This window comes from Maridesulfovibrio ferrireducens (assembly GCF_016342405.1).
GTDB classification, from domain to species: domain Bacteria; phylum Desulfobacterota; class Desulfovibrionia; order Desulfovibrionales; family Desulfovibrionaceae; genus Maridesulfovibrio; species Maridesulfovibrio ferrireducens_A.
The window spans coordinates 136,559-156,935 of the sequence record NZ_JAEINN010000012.1; the positions used below are offsets into that span (position 1 = coordinate 136,559).

22 protein-coding genes are annotated in these 20,377 nt (G+C 42.3%); 11 read left to right on the forward strand and 11 right to left on the reverse strand.

All coding sequences use genetic code 11. The features are described 5' to 3' along the window. Positions 1 to 126 precede the first annotated feature (126 nt). The 4 genes from JEY82_RS13810 to JEY82_RS13825 are packed head-to-tail and all read right to left on the reverse strand — an operon-like array spanning position 127 to position 1,942. On the reverse strand, positions 127 to 948 hold the full coding sequence (locus JEY82_RS13810) for a Bro-N domain-containing protein (RefSeq protein ID WP_304086454.1): 822 nt from the start codon (positions 946 to 948) through the stop codon (positions 127 to 129). After that, complete coding sequence (locus JEY82_RS13815; protein WP_304086457.1) at positions 938 to 1,342, reverse strand: hypothetical protein; 405 nt, start codon at positions 1,340 to 1,342, stop codon at positions 938 to 940. The genes JEY82_RS13810 and JEY82_RS13815 overlap by 11 nt, the downstream gene beginning before the upstream one ends. Beyond that, positions 1,339 to 1,554: a hypothetical protein gene (locus JEY82_RS13820; RefSeq protein ID WP_304086460.1), complete on the reverse strand. Its 216-nt coding sequence runs from the start codon at positions 1,552 to 1,554 to the stop codon at positions 1,339 to 1,341. The genes JEY82_RS13815 and JEY82_RS13820 overlap by 4 nt, the downstream gene beginning before the upstream one ends. Beyond that, a complete protein-coding gene (locus tag JEY82_RS13825) occupies positions 1,547 to 1,942 on the reverse strand; it encodes a hypothetical protein (protein ID WP_304086463.1) in 396 nt (131 codons plus the stop codon). Before JEY82_RS13825 ends, JEY82_RS13820 begins: the two co-directional genes overlap by 8 nt. A 413-nt stretch (positions 1,943 to 2,355) precedes the next feature. Between JEY82_RS13825 and JEY82_RS13830 the strand changes: the two genes are divergently transcribed. Continuing rightward, complete coding sequence (locus JEY82_RS13830; protein WP_304086465.1) at positions 2,356 to 3,573, forward strand: hypothetical protein; 1,218 nt, start codon at positions 2,356 to 2,358, stop codon at positions 3,571 to 3,573. Positions 3,574 to 3,593: 20 nt separating this feature from the next. On the opposite strand, the gene JEY82_RS13835 is transcribed toward JEY82_RS13830, so the two are convergent. The 7 genes from JEY82_RS13835 to JEY82_RS13865 form a co-directional block, all read right to left on the reverse strand. Then, positions 3,594 to 4,136: a hypothetical protein gene (locus tag JEY82_RS13835; protein ID WP_304086468.1), complete on the reverse strand. Its 543-nt coding sequence runs from the start codon at positions 4,134 to 4,136 to the stop codon at positions 3,594 to 3,596. A gap of 46 nt (positions 4,137 to 4,182) precedes the next feature. Next, complete coding sequence (locus JEY82_RS13840) at positions 4,183 to 4,374, reverse strand: AlpA family transcriptional regulator (protein ID WP_304086471.1); 192 nt, start codon at positions 4,372 to 4,374, stop codon at positions 4,183 to 4,185. Further along, positions 4,374 to 6,266: a terminase gpA endonuclease subunit gene (locus JEY82_RS13845; protein ID WP_304086473.1), complete on the reverse strand. Its 1,893-nt coding sequence runs from the start codon at positions 6,264 to 6,266 to the stop codon at positions 4,374 to 4,376. The genes JEY82_RS13840 and JEY82_RS13845 overlap by 1 nt, the downstream gene beginning before the upstream one ends. Before the next feature lie 2 nt (positions 6,267 to 6,268). Further along, positions 6,269 to 7,231: a hypothetical protein gene (locus tag JEY82_RS13850; protein WP_304086476.1), complete on the reverse strand. Its 963-nt coding sequence runs from the start codon at positions 7,229 to 7,231 to the stop codon at positions 6,269 to 6,271. Next, a complete protein-coding gene (locus JEY82_RS13855) occupies positions 7,212 to 8,567 on the reverse strand; it encodes a DNA modification methylase (protein ID WP_304086479.1) in 1,356 nt (451 codons plus the stop codon). Before JEY82_RS13855 ends, JEY82_RS13850 begins: the two co-directional genes overlap by 20 nt. Positions 8,568 to 8,691: 124 nt before the next feature. Next, the gene (locus tag JEY82_RS13860) at positions 8,692 to 10,125 is read right to left on the reverse strand and encodes a primase-helicase zinc-binding domain-containing protein (RefSeq protein WP_304086482.1); all 1,434 of its coding nucleotides are present in this window, start codon (positions 10,123 to 10,125) and stop codon (positions 8,692 to 8,694) included. A 200-nt stretch (positions 10,126 to 10,325) separates the two neighbouring features. Further along, positions 10,326 to 11,948 (reverse strand): phage/plasmid primase, P4 family, encoded by a 1,623-nt coding sequence (locus JEY82_RS13865; protein ID WP_304086484.1) that lies wholly within the window; start codon positions 11,946 to 11,948, stop codon positions 10,326 to 10,328. Positions 11,949 to 12,531: 583 nt separating this feature from the next. Between JEY82_RS13865 and JEY82_RS13870 the strand changes: the two genes are divergently transcribed. The 10 genes from JEY82_RS13870 to JEY82_RS13915 all read left to right on the forward strand — a co-directional run bounded on the left by JEY82_RS13870 (position 12,532) and on the right by JEY82_RS13915 (position 20,227). Continuing rightward, complete coding sequence (locus tag JEY82_RS13870; protein ID WP_304086487.1) at positions 12,532 to 12,783, forward strand: CopG family ribbon-helix-helix protein; 252 nt, start codon at positions 12,532 to 12,534, stop codon at positions 12,781 to 12,783. Beyond that, positions 12,779 to 13,057, forward strand: coding sequence for a type II toxin-antitoxin system RelE/ParE family toxin (locus tag JEY82_RS13875; protein WP_304086511.1), 279 nt, complete (start codon positions 12,779 to 12,781; stop codon positions 13,055 to 13,057). Before JEY82_RS13870 ends, JEY82_RS13875 begins: the two co-directional genes overlap by 5 nt. A gap of 68 nt (positions 13,058 to 13,125) precedes the next feature. Further along, on the forward strand, positions 13,126 to 13,422 hold the full coding sequence (locus tag JEY82_RS13880; RefSeq protein ID WP_304086489.1) for a type II toxin-antitoxin system RelB/DinJ family antitoxin: 297 nt from the start codon (positions 13,126 to 13,128) through the stop codon (positions 13,420 to 13,422). Between the two features lie 125 nt (positions 13,423 to 13,547). Then, positions 13,548 to 14,606: a Fic family protein gene (locus JEY82_RS13885; protein ID WP_304086492.1), complete on the forward strand. Its 1,059-nt coding sequence runs from the start codon at positions 13,548 to 13,550 to the stop codon at positions 14,604 to 14,606. A gap of 232 nt (positions 14,607 to 14,838) precedes the next feature. Continuing rightward, on the forward strand, positions 14,839 to 15,114 hold the full coding sequence (locus JEY82_RS13890) for a type II toxin-antitoxin system RelE/ParE family toxin (protein ID WP_304086495.1): 276 nt from the start codon (positions 14,839 to 14,841) through the stop codon (positions 15,112 to 15,114). Between the two features lie 36 nt (positions 15,115 to 15,150). Further along, entirely contained in the window at positions 15,151 to 15,864 is a 714-nt protein-coding gene (locus tag JEY82_RS13895; RefSeq protein ID WP_369681163.1) for an endonuclease/exonuclease/phosphatase family protein, read from the forward strand. A 407-nt stretch (positions 15,865 to 16,271) separates the two neighbouring features. After that, the gene (locus JEY82_RS13900) at positions 16,272 to 17,405 is read left to right on the forward strand and encodes a double-cubane-cluster-containing anaerobic reductase (protein ID WP_304086500.1); all 1,134 of its coding nucleotides are present in this window, start codon (positions 16,272 to 16,274) and stop codon (positions 17,403 to 17,405) included. A 26-nt stretch (positions 17,406 to 17,431) separates the two neighbouring features. Continuing rightward, positions 17,432 to 18,565 (forward strand): CmpA/NrtA family ABC transporter substrate-binding protein, encoded by a 1,134-nt coding sequence (locus tag JEY82_RS13905; RefSeq protein WP_304086502.1) that lies wholly within the window; start codon positions 17,432 to 17,434, stop codon positions 18,563 to 18,565. Positions 18,566 to 18,626: 61 nt separating this feature from the next. Further along, positions 18,627 to 19,463 (forward strand): ABC transporter permease, encoded by an 837-nt coding sequence (locus tag JEY82_RS13910; RefSeq protein WP_304086505.1) that lies wholly within the window; start codon positions 18,627 to 18,629, stop codon positions 19,461 to 19,463. Continuing rightward, positions 19,463 to 20,227 carry an ABC transporter ATP-binding protein gene (locus JEY82_RS13915; RefSeq protein ID WP_304086508.1) on the forward strand — a complete coding sequence of 255 codons (765 nt, stop codon included), beginning with the start codon at positions 19,463 to 19,465 and terminating at the stop codon, positions 20,225 to 20,227. Before JEY82_RS13910 ends, JEY82_RS13915 begins: the two co-directional genes overlap by 1 nt. The last annotated feature ends 150 nt before the right edge of the window (positions 20,228 to 20,377 follow it).

Genomic DNA, 20,377 nt, shown 5'->3' on the forward strand with positions numbered 1-20,377 from the left:
GCGGACTGATTCAGACACGCACGGACACTAATTTTTTAACATACTGATATTATTTACTTAAAAAAATAAAAAATAAAGATTGATTAATAAGTTTTATTAAGAGTCTGTAATAGTTGATGTTTTGTTTTAGTTTCTTGTCCTGCGAGTCTGTCTTCCGAATGGTTCGGTTAGTCCGACACGGTATTTGATGCACCCACTTTTAAATTTATCAAACCGCTCGGTCATCAGTTCTCCCCATTTTTTGATACTAGGCGGGGCTACTTTATTCTTTTTACAAAAAAGCTTGAAGTCGTGATACAGCTTAGTTGCCCGCTCGCCTTTTTGCAGGGCTGGTGCAAGCCGTTTGACTGCCCATTGCTGGAACATATGCTCGTCAAGGATAAGCCCGTCCGAGTTAGGACAATAGCGTACAGGCGGCAAGCCTTCCAGCTCGTGCGCTACGGACGGCTTAGCGGCAAGCATGGAACAATATTTGACGTACAGAGCATCAAAATCGTCAAGATTCCCACCTGCGTGTTTCACCATCTGCATGGCGGCATTCATTGCCGTGGTGCGTAGGGCCGGTTTTAAGAACAGGGCCGCATCTGGCAAATTTAAATTAGGTTCAGCGAAAAGAGGCTTGCATTCGTATGTTCCTGTTTTACGCAAAGTGGGTAACACTTCGGACGTTACCCACTTGCGGAATTTCTTTGCTTCGGGTTTGCGGGAGCGGAAGATTAACGAATATAGGCCGGATTCGGAAACAACAGTAATATTTTGTTCGCCTCCAAGGGTGTAAGCATTGCTTACCCCCTTTTCATCTTCGTCAAGTCCTTGGATAGCCATTCGGTGGTTTGAATGTTCCAAAACATCGCAAACATCTTTAGCCAAAAACCAAGGTTGAGTATCACGCATAATTACCCGCACAAGATTATCGCCAAAATCGAAGGGAATAATATTATTCTGCATGGCACAACTCTTTTCTAAGCAAGGCAACCGTGTTTGATATTTTCCTGTCCATAGTCTTGCAAAGTTCATCCATGAGGATAGCCATTGAAGCGTGTTCTTCTCTATCTGCAACATCAGCCAGAGAGCTGAAAAGCGAAGAGCATAAAAACAAGTTTCTTTCTACTGTGTGAAGCAATTCTTCTTTATCTGGATTTTTCGGGCGGTTTTTATCTGAGATCAAACAGGAAAAATTAAGATTAAGTTCTGTTGCTTTTTCGTATATAAGGCCAAGAAGAACATCGTTCTTTTCTGTCTTGGTGCTGTCGAATCGATTGGACATGGAAGCCAGATCTTTAAGCTGGTTCAATGCGGAGTCCAGATCAGACTTGCGGAGAGTGATGGTTTCATAACTCATGACTGACCACCTCCGAGAAACTTGATTCGTATTTCACCGTTGCCACGAATCACCATCACAGAAGGGTTATTGTGCGTGTCGGTAAGATAACTGATAAATTTAGTCATTTCACCCCATGCGTGACTGGCTGGCATTGTTCTGCCTGAAAAACCTTTAGCCAGTTGGCAAGTCGCTTTTGGGGATTTTGAAGGGAATGGTATAACATTACTCATGGTCAGAACCTCCGCGCAGGAGTTCCATAACCTTGGAATCAAGGCCATTCACAATGGAGTTGACTCGTTCGGTGATATCTTTATCCCCGGTGATTTTTGCAAGCAATTCAAAGGGGCGGGTAAGCCTAGCAATCTGTTTGAGTATGTCAGCTTTTGAAACCACGGTAATACCGTTTTCAGAAAAGCTTTCTACCTCGCATATAAAACTGTTGTGTAAAGTGTCCGCTGAGTCGCAGAGCATTTCGGAAAGTTCGTAAACGGGAGTGTAGTCGGGTAAATCCGGGAGGCAGTCCAGATATTCAGTAATCTCTGACAGCTTAATAAGAGCGTGATTCTGGATAGTTTCATCAAGAAGGGTAACGGGAAGGGAAATTGGGTTGGTACTCATGCGAGTAGCTCCTTGTGTAAAGTGTTTGAATACTTTTGGGTAATTGCCGGGAGCTTCAAACAACGCCACAAGGTGCGCCCTGTAAATTTTCCCCCGAAGGGTATTGTATAATTTACAGACTCCCGACAAAATATAAGAGCAGAATTACTATGCCCGAAAAAGGATGCGACAAAAATTGGGCATAAAAAAGCCACTGCTGACGGGAGCGGATATCCGCCTTGTGTTGTAGAGTGTTTGAAGCTCTGGCGTTAGGTTGGAGAAAATTAGACTTGTTGTCAAGTAGAAAAATAAAAAAAAGCCGGGAGTGAAACACCCCTTCCCGTCAGTTAGGGGTCTAGCTATTTTGGGCCGAAGCCTTGGACATTTCACACCTCCCGGCTACTTTTGAATGCATAAATATAAGGATACGGTCAATGTGGAAAAATATAAAAAATAAGTTGAAGGAATTATTTTCTAGTTCTGTCGGCAAAGATAGGGAGAGCTCTGGCGTTTCTTTTAGTTCCAAAATGCATAAAGTTGAAAGTTTTACGACTCCGGGAGTGCATTACAATGTAGATTTAGAAAATATGAGTTGTGATTGTATAGATTGGGTTACTCGAAGAAGTGGATACTCAATTAATGACCCATTGAGAGTGTGCAAGCATTTATCCTTTTGCACCGGGCTTCCTAAACATTCAGCCCCTAATAGATATTCAAAGCCACGGGCTGCTAAAATGGAAGAGCAATCACCCCACCACGGAAACAGAAAAATGTATATGCTTGATAAGGGGGCGTGGTACACTAAAAACAGCAGATTCAAAGAATTAAACGTTGAAACTCGTCAGGGTTCATATACATATTGTTTAACCCATAACTCTTGGAAGGGCGGCAATGTCCCCAAAAATGAGTTAAAAATAATCAGAGAGATTTTCAGCCTACCTGAAGACTTGCCAACTGGTGCCGTCCAGACTGTAGAACAAAAATTTTTAAATACTAGTGAGATTGAAGTCTGCGGGAAAGTAGAAGGTGAAAAGATTGTAGCGATAATTAATTATAACAAAAGTTCACTGTGGCATCAGATCAAATTTAATAGAAAACAAATGTTTTGCTACACCAAGACTGAATCTCTACATACCTCCCAAAATTATTCATTACAATCTTCCAGAGTTCATAATTTCTTGCACTTAGAAAAAGCCATTACTAATTGGGTTATAGCAGAAAAGGTAAAAGCTAGAGAGATTGTTTACCCTGCAGAACATGCTCCAAAGAAGCCAGCCATGGAACGAAAACCAATACTTTCAGAGGAAGACCTAAAGACACGCCAGAGAGAGCGCAAACGTGCAATGCGATCTAAACCAGTTACTCCAGAGGCTCTGGATAGCTTCAAAGAACTGAAATCCGTAATAGATCCCATGCTAAAAGAAGGATCAAAGCTAGTCCCACTCGACCGGAAAAAATACTATGTTGCTGGTTTTAATTCCGGTGGCTGGCTTTGTCACTGGCATTACAAGACTAAGAATAAGTATATTGAAATATATGGGCAGGAAAAAATTGTTGTTGACTCATTCAATGGAGTTGAAAAACGGTTTAAGAAAGAGTTTTTGAGAGCTCTCGAAGGTAAAGGATTAAATGAAAGCTCGGATATATTTTGAAGTGAACTACAAAAGGCATGTTAATTTTTTTTATTCGTAAAAATATACCACATTACTGTGAATAAGAAACTTACCAGTGTAACCAAAATACCCGAGGTTAAATTTTTATTGAAATTCAACTCTGAATTTATACTCGCTGAGTATTTAAAAAAAGTTTGGTTTAAATTTTCTTTGAGTTCTTTGATTTCTTTTTGATTCTGGATTGTTAAATCTGTCAGTCTTGCGATTGATATAATTTGATCTGGATTTAAGGGAGAAATGCATTCTCGCAAAGCAAGGGTTTGATTACTAGTTTGGTTTATTCTGTTTTCAAGGTTTGCAATTTTATTAGCCCAAAAGAACTTGTCTTTTTCGGTACTGTTAAAATAAGTTAAGGTTTCTCTTAAATTTGGAAATGCAGAATTTGCTGATGGCAATTGTTGTATTCTTGAGTTTAAATCATCAGCGAAATGGATATTATTATAAGACTCCTTTAATGTCATATAGATTGTCACAGTACCAGCTAAGATTGATATTGTAATTAGGGCTAGCGTTATTATCTCTTTAAATCTAATTTTAATCATAAATATTTTCTTTTGTTGGTAAGATTATTTACTGAATTGTTTAGTGTTATTTACCATTTAAATCAACTCTATATTTCTCTTTATATGCTTCAATATCAGAAGCAGGAATCCGAATAGATGGCCCGACTTTAAAAGCATTTGGAAACTCACCCTTTGATACTAAGTCCCAGAATTTACTTTTGCCACATATTAGGATTTTTTGAACATCCAACCTGTTGAAATTGCGCTCAATACTCATTACCACCCCCCTCGACCACGCCCACCAAAAGCCCCACCCCTCGGAGTCCCTGATGAATTAATCGGAGGCGGTCCGCTGTTAGCTTTCTTCGGTTTACTAAGATGTTCAGCAAGACTTTCCAGTGTTGGTTTCCACTGAAAATGAGTCATAGCTATATGTGTACAAAGTGTATCGAGATAGTGGTTGTCCTTGCGAATGGCCTTCCATACCTCCTTTTTCTTTTTAGAATCCCACTGCAACCGTTCTGATAGAATCTGTCTGATATATAATTCATCAGTATCGGCATGAAACCATATTGGTTCTTCTTCACAACCTTCGGTTAATCTCCAAAATACTTCGGACTTGAATGCATCGGCATTGAGCAAGTAAAGTCGCAATCCGTTTTTCAATTTCTTACCTCCCGGCAATTGTTCAAGCAGTGACCATTTAACATTGACCCCTGGTGTATGATGACTCATGCCCTTGGTTCCGAAGATCAGTCCGGGCTTTTGTTTGAGTAACCATCTGTAAACCTGCATTGTTCTGGATTCCTCAAGAGGACTATTGCGTGTGCCACCTGTATCGATAGCAGCGCGCCAAAAAGATAGCCGGTCTTGTGATCCTTCTTTGCGATATGAGGTCTTGTAAAGGAGCTGCTCGACTTCCTCAAAAGAACCTATTTTGCCGTAATCAAATATCCACTCTTGGCGTGGCTCTACCGCATGAGCGCAAGCCGAATACCAGAAATGGTCTTTCTGGGTATCAATTGCGAGAGTTATAGCCGCCGCTTCTTTGGGCACTGTTTGTGATTGCAAATCAAGCCTGATGAACTTTTTAAGCATATCTTCATCTGCTAGAATTACGGTCGATTCATACGGGATTGCTCGGTGCGAATTATCGAACCACAGCATACCTTCCTGTCCTTCACGTCGCTTTTTAAAATAATCAGCCATTACTTTTGAAAGTGACATGGATTTGCACATCCAAGACGGCAAATGGAAACCAACAATGGTTGGATTCTTCACTTTAGAATCAGTTGCCCAGAACCCCGCATCAAGAGCCTTGTCGCGGGTGTAATCCGACCATTCATACCCACAGTGAGGACAGACATATCTAGCTAGTTTCTTTTCTTCGATTAGAGCCGGATCGCGAACTTCATCTGGGACCTTGATGTTCTCGAATTCCATAACTTGCGGAGTTCTACAGACAACAGAAGGGCAGACTGCGTGATATTCATATATGGCTTGTGACTCGGCCTGCATGTCCTTCCATATTGTCGAATCTTCTTCGGTTTTACGCGGCTTGGTAAAGCGAAAAATTTTGTGTGTGCGCTTGTAGCCCCATGTTCTTTCTTCTGCCGTAGCAACCGAATTTTTGTTGGCGTTGGCATCTTCTTCGTCAATCAGCATCGTTTCGGCTGAGAAGGAAGACATACGCATTTCAGATCCACACCAAATGCCGAGAATCATGGAACCGTCTTTTAATTGGATTTGAGATTTCTGTTCAGCGTATCGACTTGGAGAAATAAGAGAACGTAGAAAGGGACTGCCGTTCAGATGATAAGTTAACCTTTCAGTAAAAACTCGCTCAATAGCGCCTTCATCCGGCATCGCAATTCCGAGCGGTCCGGGCCGCCGAGAAATACGGGCAAGAGCACACGCGTATGCGATGGTTGTTTTCTTGCTTCCCTGCGATGGCCCGACAAAAAATACTTTACGAACTTCAGGACGATCCCACATGTCCATCATAAACTTTGCATGCGGAACTTCTTTCGGGTCCCAGAGGCTACCTTTTTGTGGACCGGCTGCAAGTTTGAAATTTTTGCAAGCCCATTCATAAGTCGGTGTCTGGGGCCGCATTGCAAATACAGCTTTTTCACCAGGGAAAAAATTTATGATGGGGGCTGTGGTCATGACTAGCACATGCTCCATTTGCGAGTTAAATCAAACGATGCATGAATTTCCATCAGACTTGCTCCTGAATCAATGAGAGAAATCAGTTCCATTGTGACTTCAATTTCCTTCTCTTTTCTTTCTTCTATCCATTCGCGCATCAAGTTAGACATTTCTTCAGTCTGCCAAGTCCCGTCCGAAAAAGGGTGTAAAAGGGCGTTTATATCCGCAGTGAACAACTCGATAAATCCTGACTGCCGTTCCATTATTTTAACCGCTAATTCAGGTGCTTTAGATTTATCAATACCAAGATCATCAAGCATTTTAGCAGCAACTTCTTCGTCGGCTCCGAAAATTCCAGCAATAGGATCAGCCATTTTTTCAGCCCAATTCTCAAGAGCATATCGAAAAATTTGCGCCCGTTTAGAAAATTCGAAATTTACAGCATCAGCTGGGAAAAGGGCTTTAATTTCTTTGCCTAATTTCCTTTCAAGAATTTCATTTTGTAGCCTAGTTTTACGGGCAGATTCACTGGCATCAATGGCTTTGGATTCAAGCGTTTTAGCCGAAGCCGCTTGCTCACGAGCCGAAGGCGTTTTGTTCGACAGTCCTTTTGCCAGTACATATTTTCGGACGATGCTATCGGAGATCAGCCCGTTTTCTCCTTTCGGAAGCATGGATTTATCTGCATAAACTTGAGATTGGGAAATTTTGTAGCCTTGTTCTTTAAGATGTTTATGAACTTCTGAAAGGTTTTTAAATCCTGTAGGAGTCTCTTTGCCTTCCTCTGGAAAATACTTGAGCCACATTTGTTCAATGGCTTGCTCAAAACCGCGCTTTGCCGCATCCCAATTCTTTTTGTTTTTTACTGTTGATGCCACGCTATAAGATTTTAAATTATCGACTACAGCGTTATTCAGAACGACAAGTTCAGTTTTGTCGTTCTGAGAAACTACTTCGATAAGTTTATTGAATTTTTCCTGCATATTGGACCTGCTCAAAAGTTCTACCGTCAAATTCAAGGATTGCCGTCTGACCTGTGAATTCCTGCCAGCGGCGTACAATTACATCAGCAAAGCGCGGATCAAGTTCCATTGTGTGGCATTTACGTTTCGTCCGCTCACAAGCGATGAGCGTTGAACCGGAGCCTCCGAAAGAATCCAGAACGATGTCGTTTTTTAGTGAGCTGTTTTTTAGAAATCTTTCAACCAGAGCTACAGGTTTCATCGTGGGGTGAGCGTCACTGCGCTGTGGTTTCTTTTCATGAACAACCGAGGGAATCAGTTCTTCCACTTGCAGGTCTTTGCCGGAAATAAGGAGCAACCTGTTTTGCATCGTCAGTTGCACGGAATCTCCTTCGATTTGCATATGCTCATCATTTTGAAATTGCTGAACGGAAGTCTTTTTTCTCCCTCCATACCAGCAATGCCTTGCGCCCGGTTTCCAGCCATATAGGATCGGCTCATGTTGCGGTTGAAAATCACTGCGACCCAGAACAAAGGCGTTCTTTGCCCAGATGACGCAACTTGCTGTCTTGAATCCTGCGTCTTGAAAAGCAGAGCGGAAATTTATCGATTCACTTTCACCGTGGGCAACGTAGATAGGGCCGCCTTTTTTGAGAGCCAGAAACATGGCCGTGAATGCGTCATAAAGAAATTGGTAGAATTGACCGTTCGACATGTTGTCGTTTTTGATTTTTCCGGCCTTGCCCTCATAATTCACGTTGTACGGTGGATCGGTGAAAACCATATCAGCGGAGTTATTGTTCATGAGCCTTGAAATATCCGCGCCGCTGGTGGAATCTCCGCAGAGCAGACGATGTTCTCCGAGAATCCAAAGGTCGCCGTGTTTGCTTACATATTCTGATTCAATATCCGGCACTGAGTCCGGATCTTCGTTGCCGGAAAATTCAGGGCCGAATTGCTCGAGTAAATCTTCAACATCGGAAAGAGCAAATCCTGTTAATTGCAAATCAAAATCGTAAGTGCGCAATTCCGAGAGTTCTAGGGCAAGAGATTCATCATCCCATTTAGACCAGGCAGACGAACTGTTAGCCATGAGCCGGAAAGCTTTGATCTGTTGCGGAGTCATGCCGTCCGCAAGGACAACTGGAATTTCTATTATTTCAAGCTGAAGCGCGGCAAGCAGCCGGAGTTCTCCGTCAACAATAGTTCCATCACTTTGAGCAAGAACGGGGATGCGGAACCCGAATTCCCGAATTGATTCAATCATCTTATTCACGCTCGTTTTGTGTTTTTTGAGGTTCCGGTCATATGACCGGAACCGTTCAAGGGGCCAGTGCTCTAAACAGAGTTTTGTCATTCGAAGGTTCCCGTGCTATTCCCCTCGAAGCTTAGTGAGAGGGTTGGGAGTTCCTGATCGAATGTTGCGTCATTCGGTCGCCGTGTGGATGTACAAGATCTATTCGGCAACCCTCACCTAGTTTTTATCCCGTTCGAGGCTTTCCATATCGATAAGCCACTTCCATAGGATTTTTTTCTATTTCATCTACTGCCTCAATCATGAGAGAAGTCAAACAGGTTACTAGCTGATTATCTGCCGGAGCCGGAGCATAAGCCGCGTCACCTTTTTTCGTTGAATAAAATTTCAAGTACATTGTCGGATTCCCATCAAGAAACGCGAATAGTGATCCGAGCGGAGTTGCTTCTTTTTTAGGTTGTGCTTCTGGGGCTACTACGGGTGCTTTTTTTGCGGGAGAGGTTTCGTTCGCATTGGTAACTGGACGCGGATTTTGTCTCTTAAGTTTCTCTCTTTCCCGCACTTTGAAAACTGGCGGGAGTCCAGCAAGCGCCCATTCTTTGAGCTCAACCCCTTTTTGAAATGCGTCACCGGGATCTTTACCTGCCGGAACGGGCCAACGAACAGCCCTATCAAAATTTGTTGTCCACCATTTCGAAGCTTTAGTTCCCGGACGAGTTCCGTCAGCTTTAGCTTTATCAAAATCCAAAGCCACCAAGAGAGATTTTGCCGCCTGCAAAATAGGGAGCGCCGTCGAATCCGGCTTGCCCGCATCGTTCATAACGCTGACCGCGCCCATTAAACCCTTGCATTCCTGATCCACCAGCATGGCATCAAGCTCCGCTTCGATAATTGCAAACGCTTCAGCCGATGGAGAAAGAACCATCGTCGCCATACACGATCCAGGAACAACAACATATTTGAGATCTTTTTCAGTCTTCAAATCATAGTGAGGGCGGCGAATCCTTATCCGTAAAACTTCCCCGTCTTTTGAAAGAAGAGGGATGACTATTCCGCGCGGTAGCCAGAGAGCCTTAATTCGACCATCGGGCCATCTTGCTTCTGGCAATCCCCAGCCGACACGGGCGCGATACATTGCATTCTTGCCATTCTCACCGGGAAGCCATCCGAGTTTATGAGATATAATGGTCTCTTTTTTTATCCCGCGTCCGGCTAGATATTTGAGCTGCTCTTGATTCGCTAAGAGTTGAACGTGTGCATATTCGACAAGTTTTTGTGCTTTCTCCATCCACAATACGGGAGGGATATCCCAAGTCTTACCTTCAGGTTGTGCCTGTTGATATTTTTTCCTCGGAGCAGGGGAGCGATACTTGCGCGGTAACGCTGAACCGTTCCCCTCTACCCCCGCAGAAGCAAAGGCCGCCGGGTAGTCCATCCCCTCAACATCGACAAACCATTGCACTATATCGCCAGATATTCCGCATTGGCGGCAGTTGTATGAGCCGGGGATACCGTGTTTTTCGTTCGGCTGGTCAGGCCAGCAGCGGAAACGGTCAGTGCCGTAGCAATTTGGACAAGGAGAATGATACTCTCCGCCATGTTTCGGACCCGCCAGAGTAGGATTAAGTCCCCGATCTTTTAGGCAATCAAGCAGATTCATTTATAACCTCCCAGTTTGGGACGGACGATAAAAGTCCTATATCCTTATATTCTTTATTCTTTTTAACTTATAAAAAGTATCTAGGGAGTATAAGAGGTTTATAATCCAAACTCCTTTCACTGGACGCACTTGTTTTATACAAGAGCAAAGTTCGCTCGATAATTGTCCTATCGTCCCTAGATTTGTTTAACTGTCTAATATTAAAGAGTATCTTCTTCCAATGTATAAGGAGGCTGTTTACTTTCATCTTTTTTGGGAGACGGATTGATGCCTATGCCCATATAATAAATGTTTCCGCTCTTTTTGTCGGGGAAACGAGTTTTCAATTGTTTACCTATCCATTTAGGACTTGGAACTTTATTTCCTAGAACTTCGCAGTACCAAGCTTCAAAAACTTCTCGAATATCTTTGAAAGATGTTTTCATTTCTTCAATAGAAAAATTGAGAACTAAATCTTTAGGAATGCCGGGGAATTTAGGTTCTAAATCACGACTGATAACACAACGAGCTTCGACAAAGTCGCCGATCATATCCTCATTCCTCTGGTATTCTGCCGTGTCTTCGAGCACACAGGCCGGAGGCCGCAACCCCCCTTCCAGATATGAGATCGCACCCTCCACCATCCATAAAAGAATGCCGGAAGATCCCGCTCTCAGTTTATCTTTCAAGTGTTTATCAGCGAGCTTTTCGTCCGGACCTTTAGGGTCAGATACAAAAGAAAAGGGATGCGAGATCAGATATGCTCGTTTCCAGAACGCATAGTCATTACCTGCACTCGGCTTATTATTCGTGAGCAGAAATAGTGTGTGAGTCGGGTCGAATTCTGTCGCGTGTTTATCGTGTGGCCAGCGCCCGACTAATCGACCGCCACCAGTAAGAAGTTTTACTCTACCAACATCGAGCCGAGCGCCTTCGTTGGTTTCAGATCCAACCGCCAGACGGAGTCCTTTTAGAGCCATGATATCTGGAGAAGGTCCGGAGGAATTTTTTACGCGGCCTTGGTCAAGCAGCATTTCTGGTTGAATAACTCCAGCAAGGTTTCCAAGAACATGACTGATAGCTTCAAAGATTGTATCTTTACCGTTTCGGCCCTGACCAAAAAATACAGTGATGATATGTTCACGGCTCCAGCCGAAGAGAGCTGCTCCGAACAGCCGTTGGAGAAAAGCAATTTTGTCATCGTCTTCATAAATTTCGAAAAGCATATTATCCCAAAATTCATAAGAGGCATTCGGATCGTATTTGACAGGAGATGAGCGCAGTAAAAAATCTTCCGGTTTACCATCTCGAAGAGCACCTGTTTCCAGATCCACAACTCCATTTTTTACAGCAACCAAAGTAGGGCGGTTGTCCATCTGGTGTCCGAACACATCAATCGGATTTTTATTCGTAGTCGCCATTTCCATACATTCTTTACGACCAGCGAGAGATCGCAATCGTTTTGCGCGACCGGCTATGAATTTTGATCGAGCCTCAAGTGACTTTTTCTTTTTAGGAGAATCTTCAAGCTTGCTTATTTCGTTATCAATAGAGGCTTTTTCTTCGAGATATAAAACCGCGATATCTTCGCAGCTAGTTTTCGTGTGCTTTTCGCCAACATCTAAAGCCCATGAATGCCCGGTCCAATGATACCATTCTTGAGTCGAATGATTGTAGAGCCGTTTTCCGCGAAAAACTTCTGCGAATAAAACTCCATCTCCGTAACCAACAGCATCAAGGCAATCTTGGACAAACTGCGGATCAGGTCCGCCGCCGTCACCATTGCCGCCGTCAGAGCCTTCATCTTCCACGCGCTGTTTTACGAGTTCTAGAACTTTACTCATTGCAACCTCCAAGCAAGTAAGTTCTCGGAATTAAAGCAGTAACACCGAAGCAAGATTTCGTATCATGATGTGTGTAGGTGAAAATGAATTTCCATTTTTCCAGCCGAAATAGAAAATTTTGCGCACGAAAGTATCGCGCTCGATAGCGCCCGCAATAGCGCAAAAGCCACAGAGGGACCCAAATAATTAAGAGCCGTGTTAAGCCAAATTTGGGCCTATGGACATTTGGATTGTATTTTCCGAAGGGGGGCGGGGGGAGGCGAAGAGCGGCCCCGACTGTAAGATCTAAGGAGGCGACTGCTGAGGCAGTCGCGACGATGATTTGAAACAAACCAGATCTACATGGCACAAGCGTAAAATCGTGCGTAAAACAGAGTGGGAACTGTTTGATAAAAAGAGTTAACATGATACCCTAAATGGCTGGATTTACGGTGTAGCACTGGGAGTGGATCGCCTTCCGGGGGTTCGAATCCCTCCCTCTCCGCCATTTGGCAATAAAAAGCCCCTAACTTAGCTGTTAGGGGCTTTTCTGGTTTTATATTATATGGTGTAATCTTTTGTAATATAAGTTGAGGGCATCAAAATGATAAGCGATGAACCTAATAGTGAAGTAGTAAAACTTCGTATGACTTCGGAAATGAAAGAGCGAATCGAAAAACAGGCTCAGGCAACTAAACGATCAAAGGCATTTCTGTTTGGTGAAGCTATATCCAGATCTCTTGATGTGAATGAATGGCAGGTAAAGGCTATTCAGGAAGGGCTAGACGAGGCCAGAAGCCCAGAGGGCAAGTGGACCTTACATGAAGACGTAGAGGCAAAGTATTTCGAGGATTAAAAGGTTTGAACGGGCCGTTCAGGATTTGGATTCAATTTACGAATATATAAGCCAAGATGATCCGAAGTCAGCGAAGAAAGTTGCTTCGGCTATTTTGAGTAATGTGAAGAGGTTGGAGCAGCATCCCCAAATAGGTCGAGCAGGCAGAGTACCGGGAACTCGTGAGTTGATTGTGCTTAAAGGGGCGTATCTTGTGGCTTACTGCTGTAATGAAGATGTCGAGATTTTGAGAGTGCTGCGGCATAGTCAGGATTGGCGGGGTGTTTTGGAGTAGTATTGCTATTTTTATGACGTTTGTCTTTGTGTATCAAATGAGATACACTTTATGCGGAGGATAAAATTATGCCAGCTAAATCATCTATGATTCATGTCCGTGTTGATCCGGTTGTAAAGGCCGAGGCCGCAGAAGCGTTGTCAGGAGTGGGACTTAGTCTCTCTGATGCGGTAAGAATTCTTTTAACCAGAATCGCAAAAGAGGGTGGTTTGCCCGCTGGACTTACCTGCAATCAGGAAGAACATGACCGTTGGTTTAAGGCAAAAGTTCAGGCCGCACTTGAAGATACCAGTCCGACCATTGCACACAGTCAGGTAATGGATGAGGCTGAGGAGTTGTTGGCAACGCTGGGTAGAGATAAATAAAGATGCGTATCTCTGAGGGTAGCTGCTCCATAGTTAGGGTCAGTGCGGAGATTATGCAGTTTTTTCAGGAATTGCATGTGTGATGATTAGGCAAGATCAAGTGGTAATTTTTTGTAGGAGTAATAATGATTAAACTTCCCTATGGTATTGATTTAGAAACAGTGCCTGTTCTCAAAGCTTTGAATAAAGCCAGCCGTGCATTGGCTGAACTTAAGGGAGAAGCTCTTACTATTCCAAATGAGGAAATCCTCATCAATACTCTTACCCTGCAAGAAGCAAAAGAAAGTTCCGCTATTGAGAACATAGTTACGACTCAAGACGATTTATATAGATCTGCAGTAGATGAAAATTTTGAGAATGTTGCTGCTAAAGAAGTTAAAAGCTACGCCGCCGCTCTTCGGTATGGCTTTAGCTGTGTTCGTGATCGTGGTGGTTTGAGCCTGAACATGATTAAAGAAATCCAGAAAAACATGGAGCCCAATAAAGGTGGTTTTCGTAGAGTTCCTGGCACTTCTCTTAAGGATAACGCTGGTAACATCGTCTATACCCCTCCGCAAAATGGCGTAGAAGTCGATGAGTTGATGGCTAATCTTGAAATTTATATTAATGATGACAAGCTTGAAGATATCGACCCACTTATCAAAATGGCTCTTGTTCATTATCAGTTTGAGTCCATTCATCCCTTTTATGATGGAAACGGAAGAACTGGACGCATTATCAATATTCTCTATCTTGTCTTAAAAGGTTTGATTGATACCCCCGTTCTCTATCTATCGCGATATATCATTGATAATAAAAGCGACTACTATCGGCTATTACAAGAAGTGCGTGACATAAATGGTTACGAAGCATGGATTGTGTGGATGCTGAAAGGGGTGGAAGAAACAGCTCGTACAACTATCCGTATGGTGAAAGAAATTCGTGAGCTTATGGACGAGTATAAAAGAGATATTCGTAAAAATACAAATATTTATAGTCGGGAACTACTCGAAACACTCTTTATGCACCCTTATACGAAGATCAGCTATTTAAGTAGTAGAATGCAGGTGCATAGAAATACTGCGGCATCACATTTAAATACTCTCGCTGACGCAGGACTTTTAATTAAATTGAAATCGGGGCGTGAAAATTACTACGTTAATTCAAAGCTTTATGCTGTTTTTTCTCATGGTGCAGTCTCGTAATATTGATATGCACAATAAAAGACGAAGACAGTGCGTATTTGTTTAATGTGCACAATCAAATGTATATTTTGTGCATATCGCAGTTCACATACACTAAAAATACCTGTTTTTGTGCAGGATGTAGTTTTGTGATTAAAGCAGGTGGAATAGTGAAAAAATATATGGCTTATCCTGAGTATAAGGATTCTGAGGCTGAGGAGTTGTTGGCAACGTTGGGGCGCAATAAATAAAGATGTTGCAAATCCACTGGAAAGAAGATGCCAGAAAAGATTTATTGTCTATACTCGGTTTTATCGGGGAGGATAATCCAGAGGCCGCTCGCAAGTTGAAACTTGATTTAGAGGCAAGAGTCGATGGATTGCTTGAATTCCCCAAGGCTTACAAGGCCGGGCGAGTGGCTGGAACTCGTGAGATGGTTCTATCTGCGAATTATATTGTGGTTTATGCGGAAAGCTCTGATCAGATAATTATTTTAAGAATTTTGCATGCTGCGCGAATGTATCCGTAATAATTTTTTTGATAAAATAATAAGAGGTTGTTTCTTGTGCGATTAATTTCTTGGAATTGTCAGATGGCGTTTAGAAAAAAACTCGCAACAATCTTAAGTAATAACCCAGATATTTTGATTGTACCTGAAAGTGAACAACCAACAAAAGTAGATTTTGAGCGTGAAAATTTTGAATGTTTTAGTTCTGTATGGATCGGGGACAATCCAAGCAAAGGATTAGGTATATATTCATTTAATAAATATACCGTGCGCCTTCATGATAGTTATACAGATAAGTTTAAATACATTGCTCCTATTGAAGTTACATATAATGATTCTAGATTTATAATTATAGCAGTTTGGGCTATGCCTTGCAAAATTGATCGTAATCAACGCTACATCGGACAAGTTTATAGAGCTTTAGAATTTTATAGTAATCTAATCAATAAAGACACCATTTTGGTTGGTGATTTTAATTGGAACCTCTCTTTTGACAAAGATAAAAAAACTGAAAATTTTAAAGATGTCGTTAATTTTTTATCAAAAAAAAATATGGTTAGCCTTTATCATCACAATTCAGGAGAAGATTTTGGGTATGAATCTAAGGACACCTTTTTCATGCAGAAAAAAGCCAACAAAGGATATCATATTGATTATTGTTGCGTTGGTAAACGTTGGCTAGAAAATAAGATTAAGTTTGGTGTAGAAAACTTTTTAGAATGGTCTAAGATGAGCGATCATGTCCCTATTATATTTGAAAGTTGTGGTTAGTAAAAAAACGAAACACACTAATTAAAAAGTATTAATTTTTTAATTTTTCGACCAACATGAGCAACCACAAAAAAACAACCACCCATCTATAATCAAAACAGTATCTTAAAAATTTCTTGACTCTTTTCATTTCTCCCCCACAAGACGCCAATAAAAAGCCCCTAACTTAACAGTTAGGGGCTTTTCTTGTTTTTACCCCTTTTTTCTACTTATCATTATTGGCTATACGCCGCCGCCTTACTGATTCGTCTCGTCTTTTATTAAAAAATCAAATCACAACTTACTAAAGTCATTAGGATTAGCAATTGGACTGCTCCTTGACGATGTGTTCAAAGATCTAATTCCTCAATCGATTACTTATGAAAGTATTTGTTTTTATTATGTTAAAAATAACAGGATAGAATCTGATGAACTTGAAACCTTTCATTTCTTTTTCAGAACTTAGTATTGCAGAACTGGATGCATGGCAGGAAGAAGGCAATAAAATTGCCGGAGTATACTGTATCTACGCGCCCAATGAGCTTATTCGTGCCGCCGGGGTTGTGCCTGTCAGTCTTTGCGGCAAGAAACAAGCCCCGATTAAGGAGGCCGAGCGAGAGCTTCCTGTCAGCCTATGTCCGTTGATAAAATCTAGCTACGGATACGCAATAACGGACACGTGTCCTTTCTTTACTTTTTCAGACATCCTGATTGCGGAAACGACCTGTGACGGCAAAAAGAAGATGTATGAATTGATGAGTAAGTTGAAACCGCTACATCTGATGCACCTTCCGCACACACAGACGGGAACAGCTCCTTTAAAATACTGGATGGATGGATTACGCGAACTGGAAAAGTTTCTGTTCGAACGTTCCGGTATAAAAGTCACAGAAGAAGAGCTTCACAACCAGATCGTTATCCAAAATAAAATACGCCGGGAATTATATAATCTGGCAGTTATGGCTGCGGATGAAAGATCGCCCTTGAACGCAAAGGAAATGCTTACTGTACAAGAAAGCAAAAGTTTTGTTGTACATCCTGAAAAATATCTCGCCAGCTTGATCACATTGCGCACTGAACTTGAAGAATATTTGAAACAGCCGGATTTACCGATTAATCGGGGGCTTCGCATATTGATGACGGGTTGCCCCATGGGCAAAGGGTCAGACAAGGCAATTGTTATTGCGGAGGAGCTGGGCGCCCGTGTCGTTTGCATGGAAAACTGCTCCGGTTTGAAAGGTGTGACCTTGTCTGTAGATGAAACAGGTGATCCATATGAAGCTCTTGCCCGTCGTTATTTGCAGGTTCCATGCTCTTGCATGACTCCTAATCCACATAGACCTGAATCCATCAAAGAAATGGTTGATATTTTTAAGGTGGATGCCGTTGTCGATATGACTTGGCTCGGTTGTCATACATATAATGCTGAATCTACGACCTTGCGCCGCTATGTTGAGGAAGAGCTTGAACTTCCTTTTTTACATATTGAAACAGATTATTCGGAATCAGACATAGAACAACTGCGAACACGGATTGAAGCGTTTGTGGAACTTTCAGAATAACCCCAAAATAAAGAGAGAGATAGATTATGATCAGTAGATTTTCGCAAAAAAAACTTTACACAATTATTTTAGCATTGCTCGCCGTTTTCTGTATCGGAACCAGCTCAGCACATGCCGCTAAAAGTAAAATACCCAGTCTTTATCTAGGTTATGTTTTTACAACTCACCATACACCGTTGATGGTTGCCGCCATTAAGGGGCAAGATTTTAAAACATCCGGTGCATATCTTGAAGAAATGGTTCCTAAGCAGAAATATAAGCTTATGTCCGCAGAAGGTGAGCCACTTGCTGTGCTTAACTTCATCGTATCTAAAAGCGGATCTGAAACTTCAACACTTTTCGCAATGAATCGGCTTGATTTAGGTCTTGCTTCCAGCACCGCTTTTATGAGTGGAATTGACAAGGGAACCAAAATTAAAATTCTTTGTCCTTTGCATGTAGATGGTATGAGCATGGTTTTCCCTGCTGACAGTAAAGTTACCGGATACAACGATGTTGCAGCAGCTATTAAGAGTTCTAAAAATCCATTTAAGATCGGCTACCATTCTCCTACCAGCGCACCACGCGTTGTTTTCGAGGGCGCATTGCACAAAGCAGGATTCAAAATCACAGGTAATCCTAACGATGCAGACGCTGATATTTTAATGGTAGATCTCAAATCCACCTCAAATCTTATTCCTGCATTGCTCGGTAAACAGGTGGATTGCTGGGTTGGACCTGCTCCTCATCCTGCTGTTGCCGAATATAAACACGTTGGGCACATTGGACTTGATTCCCGCGACCTTCCTCCAGCAGGCGAATGGATTGACTTCCCTTGCTGCGTAATGGGCGCAAGTGAGCAGATGATCACAGAACAACCTGAAGTTGTGCAGGCAATGGCTGATCTGATGACTTCGGCTTCTGACTGGAGCAATAAAAACAAGATTAAAACTGCAGAAATTTCAGCTAAATGGATCGGAGTTCCTGCTGTAGCGGTTGAAAAATCAACTATCATTTATACAACTGATCCCACACAGAATTGGATGAACGGCGAAGCTGTTTTCCTTTCCATGCTGAACAGCATGAACAAGTTTAAAGGAGTTCTGAAAGATGCAGATATTAAAACTGCAACACCACTTCTTTACGATTTCACCTTTGTAGAAAAAAGCCTCAAAAAATAAGTTAATAAAAATTATCGGAGCGGAATTACAATAGTAGTTCCGCTCCGAAATATGGAACAAAATGAAAGATCGAGCCCTGTCTTTAACCTTACCTATTATTGCTCCGGCTCTTTTAGCCGTCACATGGATGATTCTTGCCCGGCAGATAAGTAACCAAGTAATTCTTCCCGGAATAGAACAGGTTGCGGAGCTTTTGGGCAATCCGACAGAAGATTTGATCAGCATGGGATCGCTATTCAGCAATGTATTAGTAAGCCTCGTGCGTGTAATCATGGGCTATGCCATTGCCGCTTTTGTTGCGATTCCTCTGGGTATTGTCATGGGATATTACGGATCTGTTTTTAAATTTTTCAACGGTTTTTTAAACTTGTTCAGACCCATTCCTCCTCTGGCGTGGGTTCCGCTGGTTCTGGCTTGGTTTGGAGTATCAAGTTTGGCAACTATCTCAGGTGTTGAAACAGGTCAGATGTATATTTATCTGAACAACATCAAGTTTTCCATGCTGTTTATAATTTTCATCGGCGCATTCTACCCGATACTCACTTCTACAATTCATGGCGTACGCAATGTAAACAAGACCTTGATCGATTCCGCAAGGGTGCTCGGAGCAAGTGAATATCAAGTTTTTATGAAGGTTTTGATTCCAGCTTCTATGCCTTCTATCATCACCGGAATGCGAATTGGCCTCGGCATTGCGTGGATGTGTCTTGTTTCTGCGGAAATGCTTCCCGGGTCACTTTCAGGAATAGGTTATATGATCACCCACGCTTTCACCCTTGCCTCAACCGACATCGTTATTGCCGGGATGATTTCAATCGGTATTGTTGGAACATTAATGGATATGGTTTTCAGGCGCATTGAACATAAGAAATTTTCATGGCGCAGGCAGGCAGGCTAATGACACAAAAGAACGTGATAATTGAGATAGATAAACTTACCAAAGAGTATAAAGCTGAGAGAGGCGAACCTTTTCTTGCAATAGACAACATAAGCCTGAAAATTCAAGAGAATTCTTTTACTTGTATTGTCGGGCCTTCTGGTTGTGGCAAATCTACTATTTTACGCATTGCAGCCGGACTTGAAAAAGCAACTTCCGGTACAGTTCATTACCGTTCTGCGCCAGTAACTAAGCCTTGTGGAGAGATCGGGCTTGTGTTTCAGGAATATTCACTTTTCCCATGGCTTACGGTGATGGATAATGTTGCTGCGGGGCTTGATTTTTCCGGAGTGGAAAAAGAAAAACGCAATGAAGAAGCCACCCGTTATTTACGAATGGTCAATATGCTCGATTTTAAAGAGGCATATCCACATGAATTGTCTGGAGGAATGAGGCAAAGGGTCGCAATTGCGCGTGCTCTCGCGAATGATCCGGATGTATTACTCATGGATGAGCCGTTCGGAGCGCTTGATGCTCATACCCGCATTCTGCTCCAGCAGGAGCTTCTAAAAGTCTGGGAATTAACTCGCAAAACAATTATACTTGTAACTCACAGCGTTGATGAAGCTATTTTTCTCGCTGATAAAATTCTCATTATGGCAAGTCGCCCGGGACGCATTCGGAAAAATCTTGAAGTAGATATAGAGCGTCCTCGAAGCAGGGCTATTCCAGAATTCGGAAAAATGACCGACTATATACTTAAAGAATTGGAATACAGTATATAATAATTTTAAATATGATTCACAACAAAAAGCCCCTAACTTACCAGTTAGGGGCTTTTCTTGTCTTATATAGTTCTAGGCTCCTCGACGTTTCGTGTGGAATTGACTTGATCGACAACACAAGTGAATGCAGTATATTCGGATGACTTATAC